This window comes from Pseudomonas sp. R3-52-08 (genome assembly GCF_003851745.1).
GTDB lineage: Bacteria > Pseudomonadota > Gammaproteobacteria > Pseudomonadales > Pseudomonadaceae > Aquipseudomonas.
Genome location: NZ_CP027730.1, coordinates 552,395 through 568,957, shown reverse-complemented (window position 1 = coordinate 568,957; position 16,563 = coordinate 552,395). Strand labels below are relative to the sequence as shown.

The window sequence follows — 16,563 nt, the reverse complement described above, 5'->3', positions numbered from 1 at the left end:
TGCCGCCCACGCGGCCGACCCCGTCGCAAAAAGGAGCCGACATGCCGCGTACGCTCATAAGAAAGAACCCGAGCAACTTCAAGACACTGCCGCTGCACGTAGAAGCCACCCCAGAAGGCCTGAGCTACCAGAGCGTCGGCATGCCGCTCAACTTCGCCCAGACCCTGCAACGGCGTAAGCCGGTCGAGGTGCCCGACGCCGAACGCTTCAGCCTGGAGCTGGCGAACCTCGGCGTCTCGGTGCGCCTGACGCTGCACTGGCAAAACAAGGATTACTGGGTACTGGTGCGCCAGCGGCGCCAGGATCGCGGCGATGTGGTGCTCAAGCTGATCTCCGGCTACGTCCCGGCCCATGAACTGAACCTGCCGCTGCATACCGCCATCCAGGAAATTGCCGAAGAGTGCTTGCTGGAAACCCCGGAAGGCTGGCTCGGCGGGCGCTTCAACGACACGTGGCTGCCGGCGCCCTACTCCGCCGCGCTGCATTACCGTGAAGCCCTGCCGTTTCGCCTGAGCCCGCTGTCTGGCGCCGCGCGCCCGGTGCGCTGTGCGACAACCCAGTTGATCGAGCGCCCACGGGCCTATGTGCACCTGCCGACGGCGTCACTGCAGCTGATTTACGATCTGCGCCTGGAAGTGCCGAAGGAGGCCAAGTCACTGAGCCTGTTTCATGTGGATGAGCGCCTGGAAGGTGACCAACTGGTGGCGCGCCTGGATCGACAGCGTCCGGATCTGTACTTGATGCCGCTCAAAGACGGCGAGCCGCTGGCCGAGCTGTACACGGTCAAGAAAGATCAGTTGTACCCGGCGAGCACGCGTGGTTTGTACCTGGCCGAAAGCTTCGCCCAGCAGGAGGGCTGGCTGGTGCGTGATGAGCGGATTCGCTGGAAGGACTGGCTGCGCCAGCAAGGCCTGGCAGAACCGGAAAAAGAGTCGAAGCTCAAGCGCTTGACCGGCAAGGCGCAGCAGATGCTGCGCAAGATCGTGCCGAAGAAAAAAGCCAGGGACTGAAGCGTTAATGCTATCGCTAAGGAGCAAGCCGGACGGCTCTACCCACCCAGCTCCTACATGGAGAGAAGTCAGCCGTTCAACAAACGCTCCAGGCCAACCTTCAAGAGAGTAGGCTCAGGCGGCTTGAAACTGGCCAGCAACCTTTGGTTATTCGCCCTTGAATGCCGAATGTCTCCGGGGCGCGCCGGCTCGTACGTCACAGCAGGCAACGAGCCCAGCGCCTCTTCCAACGCGTGCAGGACCTGCTTGAGGGTGGTGGTGCGGTTCCAGCCGACGTTAATAGCCCCAAAGGGTGCGCCTGGCGCTTCGACGGCTTGCACCAGTACCTCGACCAAGTCTTCAACGTACATGAAATCGCGGGTCTGCTCACCGTCGCCGAACACCGAAATAGGCAAACCTCGCTGGGCACGCTCGCTAAAAATGCTGATCACGCCAGAGTACGGTGATGACGGATCCTGGCGTGGTCCGAAAATATTGAAAAAGCGAAAAATCACCGGTTCCAGGCCATGCTGACGGCGATAGAAATCAAAGTAGAACTCACCTGCCAACTTGTCCGAAGCATAAGGTGTCAACGGAGCTTTAGCAGTCTCCTCTTCAATCGAAGCACCTTCCCCATTGTTGCCATACACAGCTGCGCTGGAAGCAAATACCACACGCTTTACGCCGGCCTTACGCATGCCTTCGCAGACATTCAAGGTGCCTACGAAATTGCTCTGATGCGTGCCGACTGGATCATCCACCGATGCTTGTACCGAAGCTACCGCCGCCAAGTGCACCACCGCAGTCACGCCGACAGCGGCCCGCTCCACCTCTTCGGCATTGGCGACGTCACCTTCAATTAGATCGACTCGCCGGTTATCGAGCGGCAAATTGCTTCGCTTGCCCGTGGATAGGTTATCCAGCACGCGCACCCAATAGCCTCTCGCAAGCAGCGCATCGACCAAATGCGAACCGATAAAGCCAGCGCCACCGGTGATCAGAACCCACTTTTTAGTATCAATCATTATTACGGATCTTCTCGACGATAGCTGTGGTTGAGCTGTTTTCAACTAGGCCCAACACTTTGACCGTGCCGCCGTAGGCGCTGACGATGTCCGCACCGACCACCTGGCCGACGGAATAGTCACCGCCCTTGACCAGCACGTCTGGCTTGACCTGGGCCAACAGGTTTTCCGGGGTGCCTTCAGAAAAACTGATCACCCAGTCCACCGCACCCAAACCCGCCAGTACCGCCATGCGCCGGTCGACGCTATTGATCGGGCGGCCAGGGCCTTTCAAGCGGCTGACGGACGCGTCATCGTTGACCGCGACGATCAGGCGATCGCCCTGGGCGCTCGCTTGCTCAAGATACGTCACATGGCCGGCGTGCAGGATGTCGAAGCAACCGTTGGTGAAGACAATGCTTTCGTTGTGGGCGCGAGCGTCGTCAATCGCCAACAGCAATTGCTCGAGCCCCAGCACCCCGCGTTCCGAGCCTTCGGAGCGCTGGATGGCGCGACGCAACTCGGGTGCGCTGATGGCAGCGGTGCCCAGCTTGCCGACCACGATGCCCGCCGCCAGGTTGGCCAGGGCCACGGCGTGGGGCAGCTCCTCACCGGCGGCGATGGACGCGGCCAGGGTGGAAATAACCGTGTCACCGGCGCCGGTGACGTCGAACACTTCCCGTGCACGCGCCGGCAGGTGCATCGCCGGATGGCCTGGACGCAGCAGGGTCATGCCGTGCTCGCCACGGGTCACCAGCAGGGCGCCGAGCTCAAGATCGGCCATCAGCGCCGCGCCCTTGCTCACCAGTTCGTGCTCATCGGCGCAACCACCGACGACGGCTTCGAACTCGCTGAGATTTGGCGTGATCAGGCTGGCGCCCCGATAAATCGAGAAGTCCTTGCCCTTGGGATCGGCCAGCACCGGAATGTTGCGGGCCTTGGCGGCCTGGATCAGCACCTGGTGGTTCTTCAAGGCGCCTTTGCCGTAGTCGGACAACACCAGCACCTTGATGCCTTCGAGCAACGCCTCGACCTGACCACCGAGGGCCAGGGCGTCGGTGGCGAAGGGTTCTTCGAAATCGATGCGCAGCAATTGCTGGTGACGGCTCATGACCCGCAGCTTGACGATGGTCGGCTGATGCGCGATGCGCTGGAACAACGCGCGCACGCCCGCCCCGCGCAGGCTATTGGCCAGGCTGTCGGCCGCTTCGTCGTCACCGGTCACACCCACGAGGGAGGCCGGGGCGCCGAGCGCGGCAATATTGAGGGCAACGTTGGCAGCGCCACCCGGACGGTCTTCGATTTGCTCGACCTTGACGACCGGTACCGGCGCCTCAGGGGAAATCCGTGAGGTACCACCATGCCAGTAACGGTCGAGCATGACATCGCCGACCACCAAGACAGGGGCTTGATTGAATCGCGGCATGGACAACTTCATGGAGCAACCCACATACAAAATGAACAGGGGCGCGATATTAGCACAGGGTTTGCGCTGGCTTGCGACTGGCGCGACGCCGAATCAAGCGCAGGGCAAATGTGGGAGGGGGCTTGCCCCGATGGCGGTGGGTCAGCTGACATATGTGCAGGCTGACACTTCGCTATCGGGGGCAAGCCCCCTCCCACAGTAGATGTGTGCGTATTTCAGATCAGGTGATATCGGCCGCTACCGGCGCATCCAGGCCCATGGCATGCAGGCGGGCGTAATAGCCGTTCTGCGCCAACAATTCGCCGTGGGTGCCACGTTCGACGATCCGACCGTCGTCCATCACCAGGATCAGGTCAGCCTTTTCGATGGTGGACAAGCGGTGTGCGATCACCAGCGTCGTGCGGCCCTGCATAACCTTGTCCAGCGCGGCCTGGATATGCCGCTCGGACTCGGTGTCGAGGGCCGAGGTGGCCTCGTCGAGAATCAACACAGGCGCATTCTTGAGCAGGGCACGGGCAATCGCCAGGCGCTGGCGTTGGCCACCGGACAACAGCACGCCGTTCTCGCCGACCTGGGTATCGAAGCCCTTGGGCAACTGGTCGATGAAGTCCCTGGCGTTGGCATCCGCCGCCGCCGCCTCGACGTCTTCGCGTGGCGCGCCGGCCAGGTCACCGTAGGCGATATTGTTGGTCACGGTGTCGCTGAACAGGGTCACGTGCTGGGTCACCTGGGCAATGTGCTTGCGCAGGTTGAGCAGCTTGTAGTCTTCGATCTCGATGCCATCGAGCAGGATTTCACCGCTTTCGTGGTGATAGAACCGCGGGATCAGGCTGGCCAGGGTCGACTTGCCGCTGCCCGAGCGCCCTACCAGGGCGATCATCTGCCCAGGCTCGGCGGTAAAGCTGATGTCCTTGAGCACATGGCGCTCGGTGCCGGGGTAGGTGAAGTTCAGGTTGCGCACTTCCAGGCGGCCGCTGACTTTTTCACGCTCGAGGGTGCCGTGGTCGACCTCCACCTCTTCGTCCAGCTGTTCGAAAATGCTTTCGGCACCGGCCACGCCTTTCTGAATAGTCGAGCTGACTTCCGACAGTTGGCGAATCGGTTTGGGCAACAAACCGGCCAAGGTGATGTAGGCCACCATGTCACCGGCCGACGCATCGCCTCGCAGGTACAGCACTAGGAACATCAGCACCGCCATCGCGGAGTAGATCACCAGTTGCAGCGCCGGCGTGTAGATCGCCCCGGTACGGGTCATGCGCAATTGCTTGTTGGTGTTGCTCTGGCTGGCCTTGAAGAATCTTTTTTCCTCGTAGACCTCGCCGCCGAAGCTGCGCACCACGCGGTAGCCCTGGATGGTTTCCGAGGCGACGTGGGTGACGTCCCCCATGGCCACCTGAATCTTCTTGCTCTGCTTGCGGAATTTCTTGCTGGCCGTGCTGACCATGACCGCAATCAACGGTAGGATGGCGATCATCACCAGCGTCAGGCGCCAGTTCATGAACAGCAGCGAGGCGAACAGGAAGATCACTGTCATGCCTTCGCGGATCACCACCTTGATGGCATCGGTTGCCGCCCCTGTGACCATGGTCACGTTGAAGGTGATGCGGGAAATCAGGTGGCCGGAGTTATGGTTGTCGAAGTAACGGTTTGGCAGCGTCAGCAGGTTGTTGAACAACTGCACGCGCAAATCGTGGACCAGCCCCAGGGAGACCTTGGCCAACAGGTAGTTGCCCAAGAATGAGCCCAGGCCTTGCCAGGCCGCGATCAGAATGATCAGCAGCGGCACCGCCTGCAGCAGCTGCAGGTCGCGCAAGAACGGCACGGTCGGAAACAGCACGGCTTCGGGGTTGGACAGGCCGTCGACGAAGTATTTGAGGATGTAACCCAGCATCGGTTGGGTCGACGCGAAAATCAGAAATCCAAGGATACTCAACGCGAACAAGCCCATATAAGGCTTAACGTAACTGAGCAGGCGGAAGTATATTTTCAAGCTCGAAGGGCTTGCGCTCGGACTGGAGTCGGTCATATCACGCGGCGTTTTGAAAAAGGAGGCTGACTTTAGCACAGCTTCTCTGTTGTACTTGCACCCGGCGTAACCCACAGCCCGGTTGGATCAGACGGGCGACATTACATAGCCACTACCTTAAGATGGTCGGCTTTCTCTTTCTGGAATGGCTTTATCGTATGCACTCAAAGCGCCTTATCTATGGCTCAAATCGCGTTTTCGACTTCCTGGTCCTGTGGATTTTGCCTGTTGGCTTGCTGTTGCTCTTGAGTGCGCTGTTCTTCGTCGGCAACCGTAACGTACTGCACCGGGTTTTCTACATCCTGTTCAGCGTGCCCACCTTGTTCCTGTTGTGCATGCGTCCCAAGGAACTCAAGGATTTGTTGCGCGAGCCTATTGCCCTCGCGTTCCTGGTGTTTTCTGCCTGGGCCTTGACGAGCCTGCTCTGGAGCCCGGAGCCCAGTACCGACACCGACCTGTTCAAACGCCCGCTGAACACATTCATGCTGTTTGGTGGCTGCGGGCTGTTGCTGCATTATCGCAATGAACTGTTCAAACCGATCTTCTTTAGTGCCGCTGCCATTGCGCTAGTGGTAAGCCTGTGGAATCTGGTGGCGTTCGCCAAGGGATTCCAACCCGGCATGCGCATGATCGGCGGTCTTGGCGCCCTCGACAACCCGTTGCTCAGCTCGCACCTTTTTGGTTTTTTTACGGTTTATTGGCTATACACCTGCATGACCACCCAGCGACAGAAGGTATTGTGGTTCAGCGTACCAGCGCTTGCGATCATGGCCACGGCCGTGCTGGCGACCGGTTCACGCACGCCGCTTGTAGCATTGACGCTTGCCATCCTGTGGATGAGCTTTCTCAGCCGTAACCGGCGCTCGGCACTGCTTCTCAGCGGCATGATCCTGGGTGCTGTCGCGCTCCTGGTGTTTTACCCTGAATCGATCACCGAACGAGGCAGCTCATTCCGCCTTGAGCTGTGGCGCATGTCGTTGCACCTAATCGCAGAGCATCCGTGGATCGGTCATAGTTACGATTCCGAGCTGTATCTGACTCTGGCAGTTGGCGACCAACTTCGCGAGCCCCACAGCTTCTCCCTCGGCGTGCTCTATTACGTCGGTATCATTGGCTTCATCCCGTGGGCCTTCATGCTCGGATGGGGCCTGTATAAAGGTCTGAAAGAGCGCGCACAGCCGCTGTTCATCCTTGCATCGTCCTTGCTGGCCTACGGCATCGGTGCCGGCCTGACCGAAGGCGGCGGCATCCTGTCGCGACCCAAGGAGCATTGGTTCCTGCTGTGGATCCCGCTGGCAATCATTGCCGGCCTGAGCGTCGCCCAGCGCCACCGCAGTCTGCTGCGCATGCCTGTGCAATCGATCAAGCCCCAGGCATTCGACCAGCTGTGCAGCAATGCCCATGTAATCGAAGCCGATGGCCTCGGGCCAAAAGTCCTGCGCCTGGAAGATGGCAGCTTCCTCAAGCTGTTCCGCCCACGCCGCTGGTACACCTCCGGTAGCTTCAACCCGTATTCCGAGCGCTTTGCCAGCAACAGCGAGCAATTGCGCACCCTGGACATCCCCGCACCACACATCCTCGGGCTCTACTCCTTGCCCGACGCCAGCAGCGCCGTGGCCTACACGCCCCTGCCCGGCCTGACACTGCGCCAGGCCCTGCAAAGCCTGGACAGCAGCCTGCGCGAATCGCTGGTCGAGCGTTTTGGTCGGTTCATGGCGCAATTGCATGAGCGCGGCGTGTACTTCCGTTCGCTGCACCTGGGCAACGTGTTGCTGATGGACGACGGTGAGTTCGGCCTGATTGACGTCGCCGACCTGCGCATCTTCCCGTCGCCCCTGCGCTACGCATTGCGCCAGCGTAATTTGCGCCACATGCAACGCTATCCGCAGGACCGCAACTGGCTGTTCGAAACGCACTTCGAGCAACTGGTGAAGGGCTATGCAATGGTTGCGAGCCCAACGGCCACTGCGAAAATTCGCGAGCAGGTACAGAGCCTGGCCCGTCCAGGTGATAAGCCCCTGTAGGAGCGAGCTTGCTCGCGAAGCTCGTCAACGATAACGCAGGCATTCAGACTGCCTGCAGTGTCCTCGGTTTTTTCGCGAGCAAGCTTGCTCCTACAGGGGAAGCGCCTCAGCTTTTGAGCGGTGCCAGGTAGAGCCGCACCAATCCGCGCAAGGTTTTGCGGCCCCAGAACTTCAGGGGAATCTGCTTGAGAATCTCGCGCGCCAACGGCCGGTCGCGCTGGGCGGTCTTTAAGAACATCGAGTTCAGGAAGTTGTAGCGCACCGCGTCATAGGCCGGGTGGTCGCTGAACTTGGCGTAGGTCTTGAGGATGTTCTGGATCATGTAGCGGTGGTTCTTGTAGGTGTTGCTGCCGTGCTGTCGATACTGCGCCATCACCACGTCAAGGGCGTCGATGGTGTAGCCCGCCGCCGTGATCTTCAATTGGATCAGCAGGTCCTCGAGGGGAATCTGCGGGTCGAAACCGCCGACCTCCTCCAGCACGTCCCGACGAATCAGCATGGTGGGCGCCGGTGGGAACGGCTTGCGGTCCATGAACATGTCGTCAAAATCGAGACTGCGAAACGGCACATCGCGACGTTGCTTCTTCTCCGGGTGCAGGTTGCCATCGCCATCGATCAGCTCGATGTTGCCGGCGCACATGCCCACCTTCGGCTTGCCCTCCATATACGCCACCTGGGTCGCGATGCGGTCCGGCAACATGATGTCATCCGAGCCGAACGGTGCGATCAGGCTGCCCTTGGCGCGAGCGATCGCGCCGTTGAGGGTGGCGCTGAGGCCCTGGTTCTGTTGCACCTGGAAATCAAAGCCGTGTTCGGCCTGCAAGCGCCGGATGCGCTCGACGCTGTCATCCTTGGAACCGTCGTCGACCACCAACAACTCGATATTGGGGTAGGTCTGCCCCAACACGCTGAGGATGCTCTGCTCGATATACCGGGCGTGGTTATAGGAAGCGATGATCACCGAGACCAGGGGTTGCTGCTGATTCATGCTCTACCTACTTCACGCAAACCGGTTTCAATCAGGGTCAGGTACTTGTGCTTGAACTCGTCGAGGGTATGGTTGGCTTCCAGATAGCGGAACACCTCTTCGCCCTTGGCGCGCAGCTGCTCATCACTCAGCGCCAGATAGGTATCCAGGGCCTCGGCCAACTGCTCGACGTTGCCTGGGTCATGGGACAAACCGCCCGCGCCCTGCACCAAGGGCAGCATCGCAGGGCCGTTGGACGCGATCACCGGCAAGTGGCCGCTCATGCCTTCCAGCAGCGCAAGGCCGAGGCCTTCGAACAGCGATGGCATAGTCCAGATGTCAAAGCCGCGCACGTACTTCATGCCGTCTTCGCGAAAGCCCAGCAAATGCGCACGGCCCGTCAGGCCCAGGCGCTCGATGTCGGCGCGCAGATCGGCTTCGGCACGCCCGGAACCAATGATGCCCACCTGCGCCTCAGGGTATTTGTCCTTGAGAGTGGCAAAGGCTTGCAGCAAATGGGTGTGGCCCTTGATCGGCACCAGGCGGCCCAGGGCGCCGATCATGCGTGCGTCCATCGGCAGGCCCAGGGCTTGGCGGGCGTCCTCGCGGGACAGTTGCAAAGCCTCTGCCTGGGGAATATCGATCGCGTTGGTCACATAGGTCGTGTTCTCACGGGTAAACCCGCAGTTGAGGTTCACCAGGTAATCCTTCACCGCCTCTGACACACCGACGAACCGCCAGGCGGGGCTGACCCAACGCTGGGTCTGGCGCCGCCGATAGCCACGGGCATACTCGCCGAAACCGTGGGAGATGCCGATGCACAACGGGATCTTCAGCCAACGGTTGAGCGACAGCATCATGTTCACCGATTTGAAGCGGTTGCAGATGACCACGTCGAATTTCTGCTCGCGGCAATACTTGTAGATCTGCCACATGGCGCCAAAGCGGATGCCCTTGAGGGACTTCTCCGGCAACTCGAAATAGTGGGAGTGCTCGGCCACGCTCAAGGGCTGGCCTGGCTGCGGACGCCCACTGAGAAAACCGGAGGTCACCTCGAAACGCTCAACCGGCAGGGATTTGACGATCTGCTCACCCAGGTCGGCGAAATCATGGGTCTTGACGTTGTAGTCCGGCTGTAACTGCAAAACCTTGAAACGCGGCTTCATAACTCTCCATGCAGCGATCTGGCTACGGGCGCACGGCCCGGTAAAAAACAGCGACAGGCCCATGCCGGCCTGCCTTCGATAGGGTCTCAGTCCTGCTTAAGGACCCACAACAGCTCGTGACGACGCACGGCCTTGCGAAAGAATTCGTTCTCGCCATAAGGCGATGGACTACGGCCCGCCAGCACCTGCTGCAACCACTTGCGCACGCGACGCTTGAACGGCGCTCGCGGCTGCAGGTCATGCATCATGCCCAGCGCCATGGCCTTGTCCTGTTGCTGGCGCAAGGTCAGGGTAAAACTGCACGGGACCAGCGCTACGGCGGCATCGAAATGCGGCGGCAGCGCCACCCCGGCCCCGGAATCGCCCATCGGCCAGCGGTCGTTATCATGCAGGTGATTGGCGTAGCCGAGCAATGTGTCGGGCTGCCACGCCAGGCCCTGCAACGCTTCAAGCACCGCCGCATGGGCGCAGATATGGTCGGCGTGCGGGTCGAGCAACGGCGTGGGCAACACGATCACCTGGGGCTGCGCCTTGAGCAGCAGTGCGCGCAGGTCGGCGATCAAGTTGTGCCAGGTCGGCGCGCCGTCCACATCCCCGGGCAAAGCAAAGCTATTGAATTGACGGAACAGTCGCGTATCGGCCAAGTCGGCTTCGCGCGAGGCCTGAGGCTGATCCGGCGCGGCCTGCATAGACTGCAATTGCATGCAGAAATAACCCAGTTGCACGCACTGCGCCTCGGGCACACCGGCCCAACGCGGCACGGCAACGCTGTCCCAGGCGCGCAGGCGGCCTTTGAGCCGCGCCGCCTCAGCCTTGGGCAAACCCATGTGCTGGTAATGCTCGGCTTCGATTTCGCCGGCGGTCAGGGTCACGATCCAGCTTTGTGTCGCCTGGCTGTAAAGGCTGAACGCGGCCAGCTCGGCATCGTCGGCGTGGGGGGCGATCACCATTACGCGTTGCTGGCGATAGTCGGGTTGGCGAAAACGCCATAGCGTCGGCTGGCCCTCGATCCGGCAAAAACGTCCGCGCAAGACGATATTGCCCGCCGCAAGTGCTTCAGTGGCGCCGGTCAGGTTGAGATAACGCCGCCCGGCGACACCCCGTTCGAAGACTTGCCGGTCCGGTGTTTCCAGGCCCAGCACGTCCAACGCTGGGTCGAGGAAGCGCCCTAGCCATGAGCTTTTCAACTCAACCCCGATGATCAGGGTTTCATCGGCCGCCAACGGCGCGTCCAGCAATAGCCGTCCTGCCTCCAGACGCAAACCGCGCTGTTCGCTGCCGGCCGGGAAGGCGTACGCATAAGGGTCTTTTGGCGAGTAGAACAGGTGGTCGGCAAACCAGGCTTCATGGGCCGCCCACAGCAGCACCGCGAGGATCGGCGGCAGCCACCAGGCCACCAGCACACCGGTCGCGATCAGCACCAGCAAGCCTATCAACAGCGCAATGCGTTTGTTGCGCCGATGGCGCTTGAGCAACTGCTGTTTGCGGCTCATACGCTGAACACCGGCACCGGGTTGCACCAGCGCTCCTTGTATTCGCGGTCGGCACGCCCGAAGGAAAAACGCAGCGACTTGTCGGCCGCACGCGCCTGCTCCCAGGCGCTTTGGGTATTAAGAAAACTCAACACACTGCCGGGGCTGAACGCGCGAGTTTCAGGGTCGACACCGCCGTTGACGTATTCGGCGCTGAACCATTCGCGGGACTGCACCTGATACACCAACTGCACAGCGATTGCGGCATCGTTGAGAAACAGCACCGAGCCGAACAGAAACTCCTTGAGCAGCTCCAGCACCTCGGCCAAGCGCGCCGCGCCGGCCGCCGGGAAACCCCAGCGACGCTGGAACAGGTCGCAATAGATCGCCGCCAGTTCCACGCTGGAAAACTCGTTGATCGCCCGCACCACGCCACCCGCTTCTTCCAGCAAGCGCAACTCACGCCGCTGGTTGTAGCGAAACTTTTTCGAGAGTTCTTCAGGGGTGCGCGCCATGGCCAATTGCTCGGCCTGGGGCTTGAGGGTGCTGATGCGCCCTTCGTTCAGCGCTGACAAGTAACGCCCACGGTGGCGCAGCGGCACCTGCGCATCGGCGGCAATCGGCAGGATGATCTCGGCATTGCCCAGGTCAAACAGGCCCTTCCTGCCGGTGCGCTTGAGTACGTCCTTGGACAAGGCCAGGTCGCGCCCCCAGGTGGCAATCGCCCCCTTGAGTTCGCCGTCCTGCTCCCAACCCAGGTAGCGCACCGGAAGCTGCGCCAGGCCGGCCAGGCGTTCGATCACCTGCGGATGGGTCGCCACACTGCCGCCGTAACGCTGCCAGGCCTGGGCGTAAACCTCGGCCTCGACAGGCGTCCAGCCACGTTCACGCCAGCCCCGCAAGCGGTTCAGCATTTAAACCACGGCGTCATAGGGGTCCACGCCATCCTTGACCACCAGGATGTCTTCCATGATCAGGTACTGCAGGTCGGAGCCGAAGAACATGTTCAGCGCGTCGGTCGGCGAGCAGATCATCGCTTCACCCCGGCGGTTGAGCGACGTGTTCAGGGACACGCCGTTGCCGGTCAGGACTTCCAGCTCCTTCATCATGTCGTAGTAGCGCGGGTTGTATTCGCGCTTGAGCACCTGGGCACGGGAGGTGCCGTCTTCATGCACCACCTCCGGCACGCGGGTTTTCCATTCTTCCGAGACTTCAAAGGTGAAGGTCATGAACGGCGCCGGGTGATCGACCTTGATCATCTGCGGGGCCACGGTGTCGAGCATTGACGGGCAGAAAGGCCTCCAGCGCTCGCGGAACTTGATCTGGTGGTTGATACGGTCGGCCACGCCGGTGGCGCTGGGGCAACCGATGATCGAACGACCGCCCAGAGCACGCGGGCCGAACTCCATGCGGCCCTGGAACCAGGCCACCGGGTTGCCATCGACCATGATTTTGGCGATACGCTTGGGCATGTTTTCGATCTTGCGCCAGCTCGGCTTGCTCGCGTGCTTGGCGCACGCCGCGATGACATCTTCGTTGCTGTAGGACGGGCCGAGATAGACGTGCTCCATCTTCTCAACCGGCACACCACGGGCGTGGGAGACATAGGCGGCCGCACCCACGGCAGTGCCGGCATCGCCGGACGCCGGCTGCACGAACAGCTCTTTGACGTCATCGCGGGCAATGATTTTCTGGTTCAGCTTTACGTTCAGCGCACAGCCGCCGGCAAAGGCCAGCTTGCCGGTGTCCTTGAGGATGTCGCCCAGGTAATGGTCGATCATCTGCAAGGCCAGTTTCTCGAACAGTGCCTGCATGCTGGCCGCGTAGTGGATGTACGGCTCGTCGGCAATATCGCCTTCTCGCTTGGGCCCCAGCCACTCGATCAGTTTTGGCGAGAAGTAGAACCCCTTGCCCTTCTCTTTATAGCGACGCAGGCCGATGACGTTGGCGTAATCGGTGTTGATCACCAACTCGCCATTTTCAAAGGAGGCCAGGCGCGAGAAATCGTATTTGCTGGCATCGCCATAAGGCGCCATACCCATGACCTTGAACTCACCGTCGAGCATCTCGAAACCGAGGAACTCGGTGATCGCGCCGTAGAGGCCGCCCAGGGAGTCCGGATCGTAGAATTCCTTGATCTTGTGGATCTTGCCGTTTTCGCCGTAACCAAAGAACGTGGTGGCGTATTCACCTTTGCCGTCGATGCCCAGGATCGCGGTTTTTTCCTGGAAGCCGGAGCAGTGGTAGGCACTGGAGGCGTGGGCCAGGTGGTGTTCAACCGGTTCGATCTTGATTTTCTTCGGATCAAAGCCCAGTTGCTCCAGGCACCAGACGATCTTGTTGCGATAGCGCTTGTAGCGGCGGTTGCCCATCAGGATCGCGTCGAGCGCGCGGTCCGGGGCGTACCAGTAACGCTTGGCATAGTGCCATCGCGCTTCGCCGAACAAGCTGATCGGAGCGAACGGAATCGCCACCACGTCAACGTCGGAAGGCTTGATGCCTGCTTGCTCCAGGCAGAACTTCGCCGACTCGTAGGGCATGCGGTTCTTTGCATGTTTGTCGCGTACGAAGCGCTCTTCTTCGGCGGCCGCGATCAGCTTGCCGTCGATATACAGGGCCGCGGAAGGATCATGGCTAAGGGCGCCGGACAGGCCAAGAATCGTCAATGCCACTGGGGTCTAGCCTCTTTTAGTCTGCATGCAGGCGGGTCGCGCCTGAAAAAAGTGTGCCTCCCGCACGGGCGGGAAACAGCTAAAGGGCGGGATTATAGCTTAAAAGCACTAGGAAGCTGTTAGCGCCAAGGGCTAGCGAAGCTCAAGGTTACCGTCGGCGTTTTGCCGGTAGAGGGTATAGGGCAGGACGAGCGTATCCAGCACTCCGGAGAGGGGCACATCGAGAATGGCCCACGGAATACCGTTCAGCGAGAGTCCGCCTGCGGAATTGGGCGGCCCGTGCAGGACACACAGGTCATACGCCACGCCGCTGTAGATGCGTGAAACAGACTGGCAATAGGTTTTCTTGCCCCTGAGCTCGCGAACAGTGACGTCATCACCTCGCAGCACAGTGGTCGCGGTACCGCAGCCGCCCAGCAGCAAAGATATTCCCAGCAGCACCGATAACCGCACGATAAGCGTCCACATATTTGCTACTTCTTTCTTATTGAGAGGACCGAAAATCTAGCACCCTAGAGCCGCCGACTCAGGTTTCCATAGCCGCTGCCTGGCGTAGGAAACCTCTCATTCGGCCCAACGGCAAGGAACTCGGCAATTCCCAGGCTGAATCGTTAAACTTGCGATATTTGCACCCGCGCACCTGAGTCGGGTGGCGCCACGGACCTGACCTGTTCATGAACTCATCTACCCCCGCTTGCCTGGCCCTGCTCCTGGGCCTGGTAAATACCGCCCAGGCTGACGATGCGCCGCTGATCCTCGACCCCAGCGTGGTCACCGGTTCGCGCAGCGCCAGCCCCACCTTTGACCTGCCCTACTCGGTCGATGGCATCAGCCGCGAACAGATCAGCGACGGCCAACTCGGCATCAACGCCTCCGAAGCCTTGTCCCGTGTGCCCGGCCTGGTGGTGCAGAACCGCCAGAACTACGCGCAGGACCTGCAAATCTCCTCCCGTGGCTTCGGCGCCCGTTCAGCCTTCGGCGTGCGCGGCATCAAGCTGCTGGCCGACGGAATTCCCGCCAGCACCCCGGACGGCCAGGGCCAGGCAGCGACCTTCAACCTCGACACCGCCGAACGCATCGAAGTCCTGCGCGGCCCCGCCGCGACGCTGTATGGCAGCAACGCCGGCGGGGTGATCCAGATGTTCTCCCGCGACGGCGAGGGCCCGCCGCGCATCGGTGCCGAAACCCTGGTCGGCAGCGACGGGCTGAACAAAAACCACCTCACCGCCGAAGGTGCGGCCAACGGCGCCGGCTTCGTGCTCGACGCCTCGCGCATGGACACCAACGGCTATCGCGACCATAGCAGCGCGCGCCGCGACCAGACGTTCGCCAAGCTCAATTTCCAGCCGGATGACGACAGCAAGCTGGCCTTGATCTACAGCAGCCTGGAACAGAATGGCACGCAAGATCCGCTGGGGCAGACCTGGGCGGCGTACAAGGCTGATCCACGCTCGGTGAGCACCAATGCGCTGACCTACAACACACGTAAAAGTATCGATCATCAGCAATTGGGCATGAATTACGAACGGTACTTTGGCGAGGCGACCTTGCAGGTCAACGCCTATACCGGGCGGCGTAGCGTGATTCAATACCTGTCGATTCCCAAGGGCACGCCCGCGAACGAGCGTGGCGGTGGCGTCGTGCAATTCGACCGCAAGTTCTACGGTGGCAGCGTGCGCTGGATGCAGCCCATCGAACGCGCGCCGGGCGAGTTGATGATCATCACCGGCCTGGACTTCGACCAGAGCGAAGACAGCCGCCACGGCTATCAGAACTACAGCGGCAACACCCTGGGCGTGAAAGGCCAGCTACGCCGCAACGAAATCGACACCGCTCGCAGCCTCGATCCCTATATCCAGGCCAACTGGGCCCTCGACCGCTGGACCCTGCAAGCCGGCATCCGCCATAGCACCATGCAGATGGACGTCGACGACCAATTCCTGAGCAATGGCGACGCCAGCGGCAACAAGACCTACCAGAAGAACACCCCGTCGATGAGCGTGATGTACGCGTTCACGCCCGACCTGCACGGTTACGTCAGCGCAGGCAAAGGCTTCGAAACGCCCACCCAGGCCGAGTTGGCTTATGCACCGGGCAATGTCGAGGGCTTCAACTTTGGCTTGAAGCCGTCTGAAAGCACCCAATACGAAATCGGCTTGAAGGCTCAGCTGGGCAACACCCGCGTCAACGCCGCCGTGTTCCAGATCACCACCGACGACGAACTGGTGGTGCAGCAATCCGTCGATGGTCGCACCAGCTACCAGAACGCCGGCAGAACCTTGCGTCGCGGCTTCGAGCTGGGCCTGGAAAGCCAGCTTAGCGAGCACTGGAGTACCAGCCTCGCCTATACCCGCCTGCAAGCCACCTACGACAGCGATTTTGCCAGTGGCGCGAATACCATCGACAAAGGCAACTACCTGCCCGGCGTGCCGCAAACCACGCTGTTCACCGAACTGAACTGGAAACCGCGCGACTGGGTCAGTAGCGCCCTCGAAGGCATGTACCGCAGCAAAGTCTACGTCGAAGACACCAACCGCCAACACGCCGCACCGGGCTACAGCGTATTCAACTGGCGCGCGCGGTTCGAGCAAAAGGCAGAGCACTGGACCTTTCACCAGACCTTGCGCCTGGATAACTTGCTGGATCGTCAGTATGTAGGGTCGGTGATCGTGGGGGACGGCAATGGTCGCTACTACGAAGCGGCGCCGGGGCGGTCATGGTATGCGGGGGCGGGGGCGGAGTATCAGTTCTGACTGCAGCGCCTGAGCGGGCGCCATCGGGAGCAAGCCCCCTCCCACACTGACTGTGTTCACATCT

12 protein-coding genes are annotated in these 16,563 nt (G+C 61.0%); 3 read left to right on the top strand and 9 right to left on the bottom strand.

All coding sequences use genetic code 11. From position 1 onward, the window contains the following. Window positions 1–41: 41 nt before the first annotated feature. A complete protein-coding gene (locus C4J91_RS02405) occupies window positions 42–1,010 on the top strand; it encodes a metal ABC transporter ATPase (RefSeq protein ID WP_124360987.1) in 969 nt (322 codons plus the stop codon). Window positions 1,011–1,078: 68 nt separating this feature from the next. Here the strand turns inward: C4J91_RS02405 and C4J91_RS02400 are convergent, their stop codons facing one another. The 3 genes from C4J91_RS02400 to msbA all read right to left on the bottom strand — a co-directional run bounded on the left by C4J91_RS02400 (window position 1,079) and on the right by msbA (window position 5,445). Further along, on the bottom strand, window positions 1,079–2,014 hold the full coding sequence (locus C4J91_RS02400) for an NAD-dependent epimerase/dehydratase family protein (protein WP_124360986.1): 936 nt from the start codon (window positions 2,012–2,014) through the stop codon (window positions 1,079–1,081). Beyond that, window positions 2,007–3,431 (bottom strand): bifunctional D-glycero-beta-D-manno-heptose-7-phosphate kinase/D-glycero-beta-D-manno-heptose 1-phosphate adenylyltransferase HldE, encoded by a 1,425-nt coding sequence (gene hldE, locus C4J91_RS02395; protein WP_124360985.1) that lies wholly within the window; start codon window positions 3,429–3,431, stop codon window positions 2,007–2,009. Before hldE ends, C4J91_RS02400 begins: the two co-directional genes overlap by 8 nt. A 208-nt stretch (window positions 3,432–3,639) precedes the next feature. Continuing rightward, window positions 3,640–5,445: a lipid A export permease/ATP-binding protein MsbA gene (gene msbA / locus C4J91_RS02390; RefSeq protein WP_124360984.1), complete on the bottom strand. Its 1,806-nt coding sequence runs from the start codon at window positions 5,443–5,445 to the stop codon at window positions 3,640–3,642. Between the two features lie 158 nt (window positions 5,446–5,603). Between msbA and C4J91_RS02385 the strand changes: the two genes are divergently transcribed. Further along, window positions 5,604–7,469, top strand: coding sequence for a bifunctional O-antigen ligase/aminoglycoside phosphotransferase family protein (locus tag C4J91_RS02385; RefSeq protein WP_124360983.1), 1,866 nt, complete (start codon window positions 5,604–5,606; stop codon window positions 7,467–7,469). 106 nt (window positions 7,470–7,575) lie between these two features. Here the strand turns inward: C4J91_RS02385 and C4J91_RS02380 are convergent, their stop codons facing one another. From C4J91_RS02380 to C4J91_RS02355, 6 genes are all read right to left on the bottom strand, one after another. Further along, window positions 7,576–8,457: a glycosyltransferase gene (locus C4J91_RS02380; protein ID WP_124360982.1), complete on the bottom strand. Its 882-nt coding sequence runs from the start codon at window positions 8,455–8,457 to the stop codon at window positions 7,576–7,578. Beyond that, window positions 8,454–9,602, bottom strand: a complete 1,149-nt coding sequence (locus tag C4J91_RS02375; protein ID WP_124360981.1) for a glycosyltransferase family 4 protein — start codon at window positions 9,600–9,602, stop codon at window positions 8,454–8,456. Before C4J91_RS02375 ends, C4J91_RS02380 begins: the two co-directional genes overlap by 4 nt. 86 nt (window positions 9,603–9,688) lie before the next feature. Further along, the gene (locus C4J91_RS02370; RefSeq protein WP_124360980.1) at window positions 9,689–11,095 is read right to left on the bottom strand and encodes a PIG-L deacetylase family protein; all 1,407 of its coding nucleotides are present in this window, start codon (window positions 11,093–11,095) and stop codon (window positions 9,689–9,691) included. After that, complete coding sequence (locus tag C4J91_RS02365) at window positions 11,092–11,988, bottom strand: GNAT family N-acetyltransferase (RefSeq protein ID WP_124360979.1); 897 nt, start codon at window positions 11,986–11,988, stop codon at window positions 11,092–11,094. The genes C4J91_RS02370 and C4J91_RS02365 overlap by 4 nt, the downstream gene beginning before the upstream one ends. Next, a complete protein-coding gene (locus tag C4J91_RS02360; RefSeq protein ID WP_124360978.1) occupies window positions 11,989–13,746 on the bottom strand; it encodes a carbamoyltransferase in 1,758 nt (585 codons plus the stop codon). It lies immediately after the preceding gene. A 132-nt stretch (window positions 13,747–13,878) separates the two neighbouring features. Beyond that, window positions 13,879–14,214 carry a YceK/YidQ family lipoprotein gene (locus C4J91_RS02355; RefSeq protein ID WP_124360977.1) on the bottom strand — a complete coding sequence of 112 codons (336 nt, stop codon included), beginning with the start codon at window positions 14,212–14,214 and terminating at the stop codon, window positions 13,879–13,881. A 206-nt stretch (window positions 14,215–14,420) separates the two neighbouring features. Here C4J91_RS02355 and C4J91_RS02350 point away from each other — a divergent pair, with 206 nt between their 5' ends. Further along, window positions 14,421–16,499 (top strand): TonB-dependent receptor, encoded by a 2,079-nt coding sequence (locus C4J91_RS02350; RefSeq protein WP_124360976.1) that lies wholly within the window; start codon window positions 14,421–14,423, stop codon window positions 16,497–16,499. Window positions 16,500–16,563: the final 64 nt, after the last annotated feature.